Source organism: Streptomyces sp. NPDC018031 (genome assembly GCF_044327625.1).
In the GTDB taxonomy this organism is placed as follows: Bacteria; Actinomycetota; Actinomycetes; order Streptomycetales; family Streptomycetaceae; genus Streptomyces.
In genome coordinates this window covers 1-16279 of record NZ_JBIRFT010000038.1, presented here as the reverse complement: position 1 = coordinate 16279, position 16279 = coordinate 1, and the positions used below count along the sequence as shown (strand labels likewise).

Sequence of the window (16279 nt, the reverse complement as noted above, 5' to 3'; positions counted from 1 at the left end):
ACCACCACCCTCCACGACCTCACCCACCTCGCCAACCCCAAAACCCACACCGCCTGGCACCTCCACCACCTCACCCGACACCACCCCCTCACCGCGTTCGTCCTCTTCTCGTCCACGGTGGCGACGTTCGGCGGAAGTGATCACACGGGGGTCGCCGCGGTGAGCGCCTTCATGGACGCCTTGGCACATCACCGTCGGTCGGCTGGGCTGCCCGCCACCTCGATCGCCTGGGGTGAGTGGTACGGGCTTCCCTCCGGGGACGCGACCGCGCAGCCTCCGGAGGGGCGGCCGCGCTTCGACCGGGCGTTCGTGGCGGGCGCTTTGGAGCAGGTCCTGGGCCACGACGAGACGGCCGTGCTCATCGCCGACATGGACTGGGAACGGTTCGCCCCGCGTGCGGCCTCGGTTCGGTCGAGTTCGCTGATCAGCGACGTACCCGAGGTACGGGAGATCCTGAACCGCGCCGAGGAGCGGGACGAGTCCGCCGCGGGGGCCACGGTGGCCCTGCGAGACCGTCTGGCCGGGATGCCGAAGGCCGAACGGCAGCGGGTCTTGACCGATCTGGTGTGTCTGCACGCCGCAGAGGTGCTGGGGCACAGCGCTGCGGACGCCGTGCAACCGGAGCGCGCCTTCACCGAGTTGGGCTTCGACTCCGTGTCCGCCGTCGAACTGCGCAATCGGTTGCGCAGCGTCACGGGGCTGGCCCTGCCCACCACGTTGATCTTCGACCATCCGCGCCCGGGCGCTCTCGCCCGGTACCTGGGCGAGCGGGTTCTGGGCACGTCGGAGAAGAGCCGGGCGCTGGTCCTGGACCGGTCGTCGGTAGCGGTTGACGAGCCCATCGCCGTGGTGGGCATGGCGTGCCGCTTCCCCGGCGGGGCCTCGTCGCCGGAGGCCTTGTGGGACCTGGTCGCTTCGGGTACCGACGCGATCTCGGGGTTCCCGACCGATCGGGGCTGGGAGTTCGAGGGGCTCTACGACCCGGAGCCCGGCAAGCCGGGTAAGTCGTACGTCCGCCAGGGCGGGTTCCTCCATGACGCGGGGCAGTTCGACGCGGCGTTCTTCGGGATCTCGCCGCGGGAGGCGCTGGCGACCGACCCCCAGCAGCGACTGCTCCTCGAAGTGGCCTGGGAGGCGGTGGAGCGCGCGGGCATCGACCCGGCCACGCTGCGAGGAAGCCGCAGCGGGGTTTTCATCGGCGCCGCGGCCCAGGAGTACGCACCGCGCCTGCAGGACGCGTCGAACTCGGTCGAGGGCTACCTGCTCACCGGCAATATGACGAGTGTGGCTTCGGGACGGGTGGCCTACACCCTGGGCCTGGAGGGCCCCGCGGTCACCGTGGAGACCGCTTGCTCTTCGTCGTTGGTCTCGTTGCACCTGGCCTGCCAGGCGCTGCGGGCGGGTGAGTGTTCCCTCGCCCTGGCCGGTGGAGTGACCGTGATCGCCTCACCGGGCGTGTTCGTGGAGTTCAGCCGGCAGCGGGCGCTGTCGCCCGACGGCCGGTGCAAGGCCTTCGCCGACAGCGCGGATGGCACCGGGTGGGCCGAAGGCGCCGGCATGGTCCTCCTGGAACCCCTCTCCCAGGCGCAGCGCAACGGCCACCCCGTCCTGGCCGTCATCCGCGGCTCCGCCGTCAACCAGGACGGCGCCAGCAACGGACTCACCGCCCCCAACGGGCCCGCCCAGCAACGCGTCATCCAGCAGGCCCTCGCCAGCGCAGGCCTGCAACCCGCCGACGTCGACGCCGTCGAAGCACACGGCACCGGCACCACCCTCGGCGACCCCATCGAAGCCCAGGCCCTCCTCGCCACCTACGGCCAGAACCGCCCCGACGACCAACCCCTCTGGCTCGGCTCCATCAAGTCCAACATCGGGCACACCGGGACCGCGGCCGGAGTCGCCGGCGTGATCAAGATGGTCCTGGCGCTGCAGCACGAGCGACTGCCCAAGACGCTGCACGTCGACGTCCCCACTTCGCACGTCGACTGGGCCGGTGGCGCCGTCTCGCTCCTCACCGAGGCCCAGCCCTGGCCGCACCTCGCTGATCGCCCCCGGCGTGCCGGCGTCTCCTCGTTCGGGGTCAGCGGAACCAACGCCCACCTCATCCTCGAACAGCCACCAGCCACCACGCCCGTGCCGGCTCCCGTGTCCATCCCCGAACCCGTGCTCACCGGCGCCCCGCTGCCCTGGCTCCTCTCGGCCCGCACCGCCGCCGCTCTCCGCGACCAGGCCCTGCGCCTCCGTACGCACCTGCAACACCACCCCGACCTCGAACCGGCCCGCATCGCCCACGCCCTCGCCACCACCCGCACCACCTTCGACCACCGCGCCGTCGTCCTCCGGCACCACGCCGACGATCTTCAGCACCTCGCTGAGGGAACGGTCACCCCTCATGTCGTCACCGGGGCGCGCGTGGGGTCGCCGGGGAGGGTTGTCTTCGTCTTTCCTGGTCAGGGGTCGCAGTGGGTGGGGATGGCGGCGGATCTGCTGGACGCCTCGCCGGTGTTCGCCTCCCACATCGAGGCGTGCGCCGATGCGCTGGACGCTCACACTGACTGGTCGCTGGTTGAGGTGTTGCGGGGGGTGGAAGGGGCCGCGTCGCTGGAGCGGGTGGATGTGGTCCAGCCGGTGCTGTTCGCGGTGATGGTGGGCCTGGCCCGGATGTGGCAGGCCGCCGGCGTGCAGCCCGACGCGGTCATCGGACACAGCCAGGGCGAGATCGCCGCCGCCCACATCGCCGGAGCCCTCACCCTGAACGACGCAGCCACCGTCATCGCCCAGCGCAGCAAAGCCCTGGCCCGGCTCTCCGGCACCGGCGCCATGGCCTCACTCACCCTCACCGAACAGGACACCGAGACCCTGGTCGCCCCCTGGGAGAGGCGGGTGAGCATCGCCGCCCACAACGGGCCCACCAGCCACATCGTCTCCGGAGACACCACAGCCGTGGAGGAACTCCTGGAAGCCTGCACGGCCCGGGGGGTGCGAGCCCGGCGAATCCCCGTGGACTACGCCTCCCACAGCCCGCACGTCGAAACCGTCCGGGACGACATCCACACCGCCCTCACCGCGATCACTCCCCACACCCCTGCCATCCCGCTGATCTCCACCCTCACCGGCCAATGGGTCACCGGACCCGACATGGACGCCACCTACTGGTACGACAACCTCCGCCACCCCGTCCGCTTCACCCAAGCCGTACGGGTCCTGGCGGCCGAAGGCCACCACACCTTCATCGAAACCAGCCCCCACCCCGTCCTCACCCACACCATCGACACCACCACCGACCACCCCACCCCCAACCACCCCACCGGTGACCACCTCAACGGCGACCGCAAGAACACCGACCAGCAGAGCAGCAGCACCACCACCGTCGTCACCACCATCGGCACCCTCCGACGCGACGAGAGCGGACCCCACCAGTTCCTCACCGCCCTCGCCCACGCCCACACCCACGGCCTCCCCATCACCTGGCACCACCTCACCCCACCCCCCACCCACCACACCCCCACCCCACTCCCCACCTACCCCTTCCAACGCCAGCACTACTGGCTGGTGAAGAGCTCCTCGGGCGGCAACGTCACCTCCGCCGGGCTGGGTGTGTCGGAGCATCCGTTCCTGAGTGCCGCGGTCCAGCTCGCCGAGAGTGAGGGAGCGCACGTCTTCACCGGGCGGATCTCCCTCTCCACCCACCCCTGGCTCAGCGACCACACGGTCATGGGCGCTGTGCTGCTCCCCGCCACGGCTCTCGTCGAGCTGGCGCTGCACGCCGGAGCCCAGGTCGAGTGTCCACATCTGGAGGAACTGGCGCTGCACGCCCCGCTGGTGCTGCCGGAGGAGGGAGGCGTACAGCTCCAGGTCACCGTCGGCGCGCCCGACGATGGCGAGGACGACCGGCGTTCGGTGGCGATCCACTCGCGATCGCCGGAGCCCGGCGAGGATGCCGAGGGTGTACCGGCGACCGGTGTGTGGCGCAAGCACGCCGCAGGGGTCCTGACGGCGGACGGGCCCGGGGAGAGCTCCCACGAAGCGGACGACCCCGGCTTGAGCACCTGGCCTCCGGTCGGGGCGGAACCCATCCCGACCGACGACCTGTACGAGCTCCTGGCCGATCGGGGTCTCGCCTACGGGCCCGCCTTCCAGGGCCTCCGGGCGGCCTGGCGCGGGGGCGGGGACATCTTCGCCGAAGTGGCCCTCCCCGAGGAGGAGGGGCATGAGGAGGCCGGCGCGTTCCGCTTGCACCCGGTGCTGCTGGATGCCGCCCTGCACGCGGTGACGCCGACGGGGGTGGGCGGCGGCCAGGGCGGCGACGGCGCGGATGCGGCCGGTGCGCGGGGGCCTGCCCGTATGCCCTTCCTGTGGCGGCACGTCCATGCGCACCTGCCCACTTCCGGCTTGAGTGCCTTCCGGGTGCGGCTGCGTCCGTGCGGCGCCGACACCCTCGCGCTGACCGTTGCCGATCCGGACGGCGCCCTGGTGGCGACGGTGGACGGCCTGGTCTCCCGGCCGGTGGGCCCCGAGCAGTTGGAGGCGGCGCGCCCCGGCGCCCCGGAAGGTCTGCACCGGCTCGACTGGGTGGCGCTGCCCGGGGCGGCGGCGGCCCCCGCGTCGTACGGTCCGCTCGTGGTCGTCGGGGACGACCCACTCGGTCTCGCCGATGCGCTGCCGCTCTCCGGGCTGGCGCTCGAGGCGTACCCGCACCTCGCCGCCCTGCTGGACGGGGTGGACTCGGCCGGTTCACCGCCACGGGCGGCGGTCCTGACCGTACGCGACTGGCACGTCGACCCCGAGGGGGCCGTCCGCGACGGCGACGAGTGCGCCGCCGGGCGGGAGGCCAGGCAGGTGCGGAACGTCGCCCACCGGCTGCTCGTCTGGCTCCAGGCATGGCTCGCCGAGCCGCGGCTCACCGGCACCCGCCTGGTCGTCGTGACCCAGGGTGCCGTCAGCTGCCGTGCCGACGATCCGGCACCGGACCTCGCCCACGCGCCGGTCTGGGGGCTGCTGCGTTCCGCTCAAGCCGAACACCCCGACCGCATCCACCTCGTCGACCACGATCCACGCACCCCCGGCGACGCCTCGCGCCTCGCCCCCGCCCTGATCGCCACACTCGTCACGGACGAGGCCCAGATCGCCCTGCGCGACGGCACCGCGTACGTGCCCCGTCTCGTCCGCGTGGCGCAGGCGACGGCCCCGGTGGCGCAGGCCCGGATCCCCGCGCCGCGGTCGGCGGCCGCGGTCCCGGTGGCCGCGGGGACCGAGCCCCGGCCCCCGGCAGCCGCGGACCGCGAGGGGACGCCGCGGGACGAGGCCACTGCGCGCACCGTGGAAGTGGATGGTGCGCCGGGATGGGTGGCGGGGGCCGAGGGGACGGTACTGATCACCGGCGGTACCGGCACCCTCGGGTCCCACCTCGCCGCGCATCTCGCCGCCGGCGGCGCCCGGCACCTGCTGCTGGCCAGCCGCCGCGGGCCCGAGGCGCCCGGAGCCGCCGCGCTCCGGGACCGCCTCACCGCCCTGGGCGCGCAGGTCACCCTCGCCGCCTGCGACATCGCGGACCCGGCGGCCGTGGCCGGTCTGCTCGATTCGATCCCCGCCGAACAGCCGCTGTCCGCGGTCATCCATACGGCCGGGACGCTCGACGACGGGGTCCTCACCAGCCTCACGCCCGAGCGCCTCGACACCGTCCTGCGGGCCAAGGTCGACGCCGCGCTCACGCTCCACCACCTGACCCGGCACCTCCCGCTGACCCGGTTCGTCCTCTTCTCCTCGGCCTCCGGCACCTTCGGCGGGCCCGGCATCGGCAACTACGCCACGGCCAACGTCTTCCTCGACGCCCTCGCCCAGCACCGCCGGCGCGAGGGGCTGCCCGGCCTCTCACTGGCCTGGGGAATCTGGGAACAGGACGGCGGTATGGCCGGACGCATGGCCCAGGCCGACACGGTGCGCGCCGGTCGCGCGGGGCTGGTGCCCATGCCGGTGGACCGCTGCCTGTCACTGTTCGACACGGCCGTCGGCTCCGAAGAGCCGTTGCTGCTGCCCCTGCATCTCGACGCGGGCACGCTGCGGGCCCAGGCGGCCCAGGGGGCGCTGGCTCCGCTGCTGCACAAGCTGGTGCCCGGCCGACGCCCGCGGACGGGTGTCCGGCGCGGGGCCGGCGACCCGGCTGCGGCACTGCGCCGACGGCTGGCGGACGCGGCCCCCCATGAGCGTACGGGCGTGGCGCTGGACCTTCTGCGTACCCATGCGGCAGCCGTCCTCGGCCACCCGGACGCGGAGGCGGTCGATCCGGAACGGGCCTTCATGGAGTCGGGATTCGACTCGCTGACCGCCGTCGAGCTGCGCAACCACCTGGCGAAGGCGACCGGCCTGCGCCTTCCGGCGACGTTGCTGTTCGACTACCCCAGCCCCGCCCTGCTCGCCGGTCACCTGGTCTCCGAGCTGGCGGACACCGGCTCGGAGGCCCGGAGGCCGCTCGTTCCGGCGCAGCGGAAGGCGGCGGCCGCGGCGACCACGCCGCTCGACGAGCCGATCGCCGTGGTCGGCATGGCGTGCCGCTACCCCGGCGGTGTGTCGTCGCCCGAGGACCTGTGGCGGCTGGTGACCGCGGGCGGGGACGCGATCGCCGGCTTCCCGGCGGACCGCGGCTGGGACCTGGACGAGCTGTACGACCCCGACCCCGACCGGCCCGGCACCTCGTACGTCCGCCAGGGCGGCTTCGTCTATGACGCCGGGGAGTTCGATCCGGAGTTCTTCGGGATCTCCCCGCGGGAGGCGCTGGCCATCGACCCGCAGCACCGGTTGCTGCTGGAGACGGCCTGGGAGGCGCTGGAGCGCGCGGGCATCGAACCGACGTCCCTCAAGGGCAGTCAGACCGGTGTCTTCATGGGATCGACCGGAAACGACTACGCCACCGGGTGGCCTCGGACTCCGGAGGTCTCCGAAGGTCACCTGATGACGGGGAACCTGGCCAGCGTCGCCTCCGGCCGGGTGGCCTACACGCTGGGGCTGGAGGGCCCGGCCGTCACGGTCGACACGGCGTGTTCGTCGTCGATGGTGGCCCTGCACCTGGCGTGCCAGTCGCTGCGGGCGGGTGAGTGCTCACTGGCCCTGGCCGGCGGTGTCACGGTGATCTCGACTCCCGGCGTCTTCATCGGATTCAGCCGCCAGCGTGGCCTGGCCGAGGACGGGCGGTGCAAGGCGTTCGCCGGCGCCGCCGACGGGACGGGCATGGCGGAAGGCGCCGGCATGCTGCTCCTCGAACCGCTCTCCGAGGCGCGGCGGAACGGGCACCCCGTCCTGGCCGTCATCCGCGGCTCCGCCGTCAACCAGGACGGCGCCAGCAACGGCCTCACCGCCCCCAACGGGCCCGCCCAGCAGCGCGTCATCCGCCAGGCCCTGGCCAGCGCGGGGCTCGCCCCGTCCGATGTCGACGCGGTGGAGGCGCACGGGACCGGAACGACCCTCGGTGATCCCATCGAGGCGCAGGCCCTGCTGGCGACGTACGGGCAGGACCGTCCCACCGAACGACCGCTGTGGCTGGGCTCATTGAAGTCGAACATCGGACACACCCAGGCCGCGGCCGGGGTCGGCGGGATCATCAAGATGGTCAAGGCACTCCAGCACGAGTCGCTGCCGAAGACGTTGCACGTGGACGCGCCCACCCCGCATGTGGACTGGTCGGCGGGTGCGGTGAGTCTGTTGACCGAGGCGAGGCCGTGGCCGCGGTCGGGCCGGCCACGGCGGGCCGGGGTGTCCTCCTTCGGGGTCAGCGGCACCAACGCCCACCTGATCCTCGAAGAACCCCCCGGCAGCAGCGTGCTGCCGGAACCGGCCGCCGACCCCGACAGCGATCAGGAAGCCGGCGGTCCTGCCCCGGGGGTGCCGGTGGGGTGGTTGCTCTCCGCGCGGGACGAGACCGCGCTACGTGATCAGGCCGCTCGGCTCGCCGCACACCTCCGGCAGCACCCCGAACTCGAAACGACGGACGTCGCCTGGACCCTGGCCACCACCCGCACCCGCTTCGAACACCGCGCCATCCTCCTCGGCGACAACCGCGACGAACTCCTCACCGCACTCACCACCCTCACCACCACCCACCCCCACCACACCACAACCACCCACCCCGACCACACCACCATCACCGGCACCACCCACACCACCAAACACAAAACCGCCCTCCTCTTCACCGGCCAAGGCGCCCAACGCCCAGGCATGGGCAGCGAGCTGTACCGCACCTTCCCTATCTATGCGCGGGCGTGGGATGAGGTGTGTGTGTATCTCGACCCGCTGCTGGACCACCCCCTGCGGGACGTGATGAACGCTGAGCCGGGCAGCGGGCTTGCTGGATTGCTGGACCAGACGCTGTACACCCAAGCGGCGTTGTTCGCCATGGAGACGGCCCTGTACCGGCTGGTGGAACACTGCGGTCTCCAACCGGACTACCTGCTCGGCCACTCCATCGGCGAACTCACCGCCGCACATGTCGCCGGGGTATGGACCCTGCCCCAGGCCTGCACCGTCGTCGCCGCCCGCGGACGACTGATGCAGAACCTGCCCGGCCAAGGTGCCATGCTCGCGGTCGAGGCCGACCCCGACCAGATCCGTGGCGACCTTGAGGAGTACACCGGCAGGGCAGGACTGGCCGCCATCAACGCCCCGCAAGCCCTGGTCGTCTCCGGTGACGGTGACGCGATGGCGGAGCTGCAGGAGCGGTGGCGGGGCGCGGGGTGGCGGACCCGACGGTTGCGGGTCCGGCACGCTTTCCACTCCCACCACATCGACCCGATGCTGGAGGACTTCCGCACCGTCCTGGCCGGGGTGGAGTACGGGGAACCGCAGCTGCCGGTGATCTCCAACGTCACCGGAACACCCCTGACCGTGGAGCAGGCCCGGTCACCGGAGTACTGGGCCGAACAAGCCCGCGCAACGGTCCACTTCCACCAGGGCCTGCAATGGCTGCACACCCACGACACCACGACCTACCTCGAACTCGGCCCCGACGCCACCCTCACCCCCCTCACCCACCACACCACCAACACCACCAACACCACCGAGACAGGCACTGGTACCGGCACCAGCCCCGGCACCGGGATCGTGATCGCTCCGACTGTGCGCCGGGACCGTTCCGAAGCCCGCACGTTCCTGGCCGCGCTGGCGCTCGCGCACGCCCACGGCACCCCGGTGGCCTGGCATCACACCCTGCCCGAGCAGCAGCGAACCGCCGCGCGTCTGGTGGATCTGCCCACCTATCCCTTCCAGCGTCGGCATTACTGGCTCAGCCCCGCCCCTGACACCTCCGGGCAGAGCCCCGCGGCGGCCTCGGGCGCCCCGGACGCGGAGTTCTGGGAGTCGGTCGAGCAGCAGGATCTGGACGCCGTGGCACGGGCGCTCCGTATCGAGGACGCCGAACTGCAGAACCACCTGGACGCGTTGCTGCCGCTGCTGTCCGGTTGGCATCGTCAGCGGCGGGAACGTGCCACCACTTCCACCTGGCGCTACACCGTCAGCTGGAAGCCGGCTCCTGCACCGCCACGGTCCGGCGACCCGGCATCCGAACGCTGGTTGCTCGTCGTACCGGAAGCGGGCGACCGCCACGACGACGCGGTGCGCGCCTTCGTCGGTGCTTTGGAGGGCCGCCAGGCGTCGTTCGACCTCCTGCGGGTCGACACCGCGGACGCCGACCGGAAGACGCTCGCCGACCGGTTGCGACGTGTGGGCCCCCGGCCTACCCGTATCGTCTCCTTCCTCGCCCTCGACGAGGAAACCCGTCCTGGTTATCCGGGTGTGCCGAACGGGTTGCTGGCGACACTCGCGCTCATCCAGGCGCACACCGCGGAAGGCGATTCGGCGGAGAGTGGCAGCGCGCCTCTGTGGTGTGTCACCCAGAACGCCGTCGCCGCACGCCCGACCGACTCGCTTACCCGTCCTGACCAGGCGTTCGTCTGGGGGCTCGGGCGGACCGCCGCGCATGAGCACCCACACCACTGGGGCGGGCTCGTCGACCTGACGGCCGGCTGTCCGGAGGGCCGGCTCGTCGCCGTGCTGGACCACATCACCGCACCCGAGCGGCATCCGGACAAGCAGGACCAGCTCGCCGTCCGGCCGGAGGGCCTGCACACCCCCCGACTGGAGCGCGCGCGGCCGGAGCCCCGGACCACGGTGGCGCCCTGGGACGCGTCGGGCACCACGCTCATCACCGGAGGCACCGGCGCCCTCGCCGGCCATGTGGCCCGTCATCTCGCTGCTCAGGGGGCCGACCACCTGCTGCTGGTCAGCCGCCGCGGGGCCGATGCGCCCGGTGCTGCCGACCTGCACACCGAGCTGACCGGCCTCGGGGCCCGGGTCACCATCGCCGCCTGCGACACCGCCGACCCGCGGGCGCTGGCCGAACTCCTCGCCACCGTGCCCGCGGAACACCCGCTCACCGCCGTCATCCACACCGCCGGGGTGCTGGACGACGCAACGCTCAGCGGGGCGACTCCCGAACAGGTCGCGACGGTACTCGACGCGAAGGCCCGGTCCGCGCGCAATCTGCACGACCTCACCCGCGACGCGGAACTCGCCCACTTCGTGCTCTTCTCGTCCGCTGCGGCGACCTGGGGCAGTCCCGGCCAGGGTGTGTACGCCGCGGCCAACGCCTATCTCGACGCGCTCGCCCAGCACCGCAGGGCACACGGTCTCCCCGCGGTCTCCCTCGCTTGGGGGCCGTGGGCGGGCAGCGGCATGGCGGCCGCGAGCGCCACTTCCCGGCGGCTCCGGGAACGGGGCATGCCCCCCATGCCCCCGGTGCTGGCCGCGGCGGCGCTCCAGGAGGCCCTGGCGCACGGCGACATCTGCACCACCGTCGCCGACATCGTGTGGCCGCAGCTCGCGGCCACCCTCACCAGCGCCCGCCCGAGCCCGCTGATCTCCACCATCCCGGAAGTCAGGTCGGCGGCCCCCGGGCTCCGTGGGGAGGAGAGTCCGGCCGCCTCCACCGCCGACCCGCGGGCCGAACTCCGTCACCGGCTGGTCGCCCTGGCGGCGCCGAAGCGCCGACGCCTCCTCGTCGATCTGGTCCGCACCCATGCCGCGGCGGCGCTGGGCCACTCGGGTCCGGCCGCGGTGCCCGACGAGCGTGGGTTCCTGGAGTCGGGGTTCGACTCCCTCACCGCGGTCGAGCTCCGCAACCGGCTCGCCGCGGCCACCGGGCTGGGACTGCCCAACACCCTCATCTTCGACTACCCCACGCCGGCCGCGCTCGCCGAACATGTGCTGCACACCGCCTTCGCCGATCTCGACGAGGCGGCGGGGGGCGGCATCACCGCAGGTGACGGGGTCGGTCAGGGCTCGCCCGACAACGGCTCCGCCGACGCGACCGACGCCGACGACATCGACGAGTCCGAGCTGATCGACGCGATGGACATCGACGGCCTCATCGACATGGCACTCGAGAACCCGGCCGCTGAGGCTGATGACACGGATCGGAATTCCCCCTCATGGTGACCTCGTCCGGCGAGAAGATCGTCGAGGCTCTGCGCGCGTCCCTCAAAGAGGTCGAACGCCTGCGCCGGAAGAATCAGAAGCTCCTCGCCGCGTCGGCGGAGCCGATCGCGATCGTGGGGATGGCCTGCCGCTACCCCGGCGGTGTGGCCACGCCCGATGAGTTCTGGCAGTTGCTCGCCGACGGCCGGGACGCCATCTCCGGCTTCCCGACCGATCGGGGCTGGGACCTGGAAGCGCTCTACGACCCGGATCCCGATCGCCCCGGCACCTCGTACGTGCGCGAGGGCGGGTTCCTCGCCGACGCGCCGGATTTCGACCCGGGGTTCTTCGGTCTCTCCCCGCGCGAGGCGCTGGCGACCGATCCCCAGCAGCGGCTGCTGCTGGAGACGGCCTGGGAGGCGATCGAACACGCCAGAATCTCCCCCGCCGATCTGAAGGGCAGCCGTACCGGGGTGTTCGTCGGCTTCGCCGGCCACGACTACGCCGCCGGGATCACCAGGGTTCCCGAGGATCTCGAGGGGTATCTGGGCACCGGCAGCGCCAGCAGTATCGCCTCCGGACGGGTGGCGTACACCCTGGGGCTGGAGGGCCCGGCCGTCACCATCGACACGGCGTGCTCGTCCTCGCTGGTGGCGCTGCATCTGGCCGCGCAGGCCTTGCGGGCCGATGAGTGCTCGCTGGCCCTGGTCGGCGGCGCGACGGTGATGTCCGCGCCGTTCCGCTTCGTGGAGTTCAGCCGGCAGCGTGGCCTGGCCGCCGACGGCCGGTGCAAGGCGTTCGCCGAAGCCGCGGACGGCACCGGATGGGCCGAGGGCGTCGGCATGCTCCTGGTCGAACGGCTGTCCCACGCCCAGCGGAACGGGCATCCGGTCCTGGCCGTGGTACGCGGCACTGCGGTCAACCAGGACGGCGCCAGCAGCGGTCTGACCGCGCCGAACGGGCCGGCCCAGCAGCGGGTGATCCGCCAGGCGGTGGCGAACGCGGGGCTCGGGCTGGGTGACGTCGATGTGGTGGAGGCCCATGGCACGGGCACGACCCTCGGCGATCCCATCGAGGCGCAGGCCCTGCTGGCCACCTACGGCCGGGAGCGGCCGGCTGACCAGCCGGTCTGGCTTGGGTCGGTGAAGTCGAACATCGGGCACACCCAGGGAGCCGCCGGGGTGGCCGGAGTCATCAAGATGGTGATGGCTCTGCAGCGTGAGGTGTTGCCGCGGACGTTGCACGTTGATGTGCCGAGTTCGCATGTGGACTGGTCGGCGGGTGCGGTGAGTCTGCTGACCGAGGCGAGGCCGTGGCCGCGGTCGGAGCGTCCACGGCGGGCCGGGGTGTCCTCCTTCGGGGTCAGCGGCACCAACGCCCACCTGATCCTCGAAGAACCCCCCGGCAGCAGCGTGCTGCCGGAACCGGCCACCGCCGACTCCGGCAGCGACCAGGCAGCCGGCGGTCCAGTGCCGGGGGTGCCGGTGGGGTGGGTGGTCTCCGCGCGGGACGAGGCCGCGCTACGTGAGCAGGCCGCCCGGCTCACCGCACACCTCGAGCAGCATGGCGACCTGGGGACGGTGGATGTGGCCTGGACGCTGGCCACCACCCGTTCCCGCTTCGAACACCGCGCGGTCGTCCTGGGCAGTGAGCGTCAGGAACTGCTGGAGGGTTTGGGACGTCTGGCCACCGGCCAGGACAGCACCCCCGAGACCGTCGTCACCGGCCGTGCCGCGGACGGCAGCGGGAAACTGGCCCTCCTCTTCACCGGTCAGGGCTCCCAGCGCCTGGGTATGGGCAGCGAGCTGTACCGCACCTTCCCCGTGTACGCCCGTGCCTGGGATGAGGTGTGTGCGCATCTCGATCCGCTGCTGGACCACCCCCTGCGGGACGTGGTGAACGCTGAGCCGGGCAGTGGGCTTGCGGGTTTGCTGGACCAGACGCTGTACACCCAGGCGGCGTTGTTCGCGATGGAGACGGCCCTGTACCGGCTGGTGGAGCACTGCGGTCTCCAACCGGACTACCTGCTCGGCCACTCCATCGGCGAGTTGGCAGCCGCGCATGTGGCCGGGGTGTGGTCGCTGCCCCAGGCGTGCACGGTCGTCGCCGCCCGCGGACGGCTGATGCAGGACCTGCCCGGGCAGGGTGCCATGCTCGCGGTCGAGGCCGGCCCCGACCAGATCCGTGGAGACCTTGAGGAGTACACCGGCAGGGCAGGACTGGCCGCCGTCAACGCCCCGCAAGCCCTGGTCGTCTCCGGTGACGGTGACGCGGTGGCGGAGCTGGAGGAGCGGTGGCGGGGCGCGGGGTGGCGGACCCGACGGTTGCGGGTCCGGCACGCTTTCCACTCCCACCACATCGACCCGATGCTGGAGGACTTCCGCACCGTCCTGGCCGGGGTGGAGTACGGGGAGCCGCAGCTGCCGGTGATCTCCAACGTCACCGGAGCACCTCTGACCGTGGAGCAGGCCCGGTCACCGGAGTACTGGGCCGAACAGGCCCGCGCAACGGTCCATTTCCACCAGGGCCTGCAATGGCTGCACGCCCATGACACCACGACCTACCTCGAACTCGGCCCCGACGCCACCCTCACCCCCCTCACCCACCACACCACCACCAACACCGAGACAGGCACCACCGAAACACCCACCGGCACCGGCCCCGGGATCGTGGTCGCTCCCACCCTGCGCCGGGACCGTTCCGAAGCCCGCGTTTTCCTGGCTGCGCTGGCGCTCGTGCACGCCCACGGCACTCCGGTGGCCTGGCATCACACTCTGCCTGAGCAGCGGCGAACCGCCGCTCGTCTGGTGGATCTGCCCACGTATCCCTTCCAGCGTCGGCGTTTTTGGTTGAGCCCTGCTTCCGGGGTGTCGGGTCTGGTCACCGCGGGGCTCACTCCCACCGATCATCCGCTTCTGCACGCCTCGATCCAGCTGACCGACGGCACCCATGTCTTCACCGGCACGCTGTCCACCGCCGAGCACCCGTGGCTCGCCGATCACACCATCCTCGACACTCCTCTCCTGCCCGCCACCGCTCTGCTTGACCTCAGCCTCCACACCGCCTTCCACACCCACCACCCCCACATCCGCGAGCTCACCCTCCACGCACCCCTGCCCCTCACCACCCATCCCTCCCAACTCCAACTCACCCTGCAACCGGCCCTGTCACACGACCCGGACCACCGCACCCTCACCATCCACTCACGCCCCCAACCACCCACCACCCACACCCCCACCCGTCCTGACGCTGACAGCGAGACCGACAGCGACGACACCCACCCCTGGACCCACCACGCCACCGCCATCCTCACCACCACCCAGCCCACCACCGCACCCCACCCACTGAACGAGGAGTGGCCGCCATCCGAGGCTCGGCCGCTCGACGTGACCGAGCTGTACGACGAGCTCGCGCAGGTCGGATTTCAGTACGGGCCGGCGTTCCAGGGGCTGAAGTCCGCCTGGCAGCGCGGTGACGAAGTCTTCGCCGAGGTCGTCCTGGATGAGGATCAGGCACCCTCCGCGACCGCGTACTCGCTCCACCCGGCGCTGTTGGATTCAGCGCTCCACGCCTTGGCACTCGGGGACACGGGCGACCGGCCCGCTTCCGAGGCAGACCAGGCGCGCGTTCCGTTTCTCTGGAACGAGGTGACCCTGCACGCGGTCGGGGCCGGCATGCTGCGGGTGCGGATCGCCCCGGCCGGGCCCGACACGGTGGCCATCACCGTGGCCGACGGCACCGGCGCACCCGTGGCGGACGTCGCCGGACTGGTGACCCGGCCGGTGAGTACCAGCCAGTTGGAGGCCGCCCGCCCGGCAGCCACCCCGCAGGAACACCTCTACCACCTCGACTGGGTTCCGCTTCCCGGCCCCGCGGACACCGTGGCCACACCGCCGGGCGACGCGTTCACCGGCTCCTGGGCGGTGGTCGAGGGTGATCCGTCGGGGGTGGCGGACGCGCTCGCCGCCGCCGGTGCGTCCGTCGACTCGCATGCGGACCTGCCGGCCCTGATCGCGGCTTTGGACGCCGGGGAGCCCGCGCCCGGCAGGGTGGTCCTCACCGTCCACGACTGGCAGACCACACCGGACCCCGAGACCCGCCCACCGGCCCAGGAGACCGCACACCAGGCCCGGGCAGTGACCAGCCGCCTCCTCGGCTGGCTGCAGACATGGCTGACCGAGCCACGCCTGACCGACACCCGCCTCATCGTCCTCACCCACGGCGCCATCGCCACCGGCCCCGACGACCACGCCCCGGACCTGGCCCACGCACCCGCCTGGGGACTACTGCGATCCGCCCAGACCGAACACCCACACCGCATCCACCTCATCGACCACAACCCCCACACCCACCCCGACACCGAAACCGACACCGACCACCCCAGCGCCGACCCCGACACCGCCCACGCGGCCGACGCCAACAGCTACGGCACCGGCACCAGCACCAGCGACATCAGCCCCACCACCGCCACCACCAGCACCGGCACCGCCGGTCAGGCCGCCGCCGATGGCCTCGGCGGCGGCCTGGGCGGCGGTCTGGTCACCGCGCTGGTCACGGTCCTGGCGGCCGCGGAGCCGCAGGCGGCCGTGCGCCGCGGCCAGGTGCTCCTCCCCCGCCTGGTACGAGCCCCGCAACCAGCCCAGGACACCCCCGGCTGGCACGCCGACCCCGAAGGCACCGTCCTCATCACCGGCGGCACCGGCACCCTCGGCTCCCTCGTCGCCACCCACCTGGCCACCCACCACCACACCCGCCACCTGCTCCTGGTCAGCCGCAGCGGACCCGACGCCCCCGGCGCAAACGACCTCCACACCCGACT

The 16279-nt window shown here is 72.3% G+C and carries 2 protein-coding genes; both read left to right on the top strand.

Features of this window, described 5'->3' with window-relative positions; all coding sequences use genetic code 11:
- Positions 1–11481, top strand: an 11481-nt coding sequence (locus ACH4B3_RS33930) for a type I polyketide synthase (RefSeq protein WP_398469586.1), incomplete at its 5' end; no start/stop codon positions are given.
- Positions 11478–16279, top strand: a 4802-nt coding sequence (locus ACH4B3_RS33925) for a beta-ketoacyl synthase N-terminal-like domain-containing protein (protein ID WP_398469584.1), incomplete at its 3' end; no start/stop codon positions are given. The genes ACH4B3_RS33930 and ACH4B3_RS33925, both read left to right, overlap by 4 nt.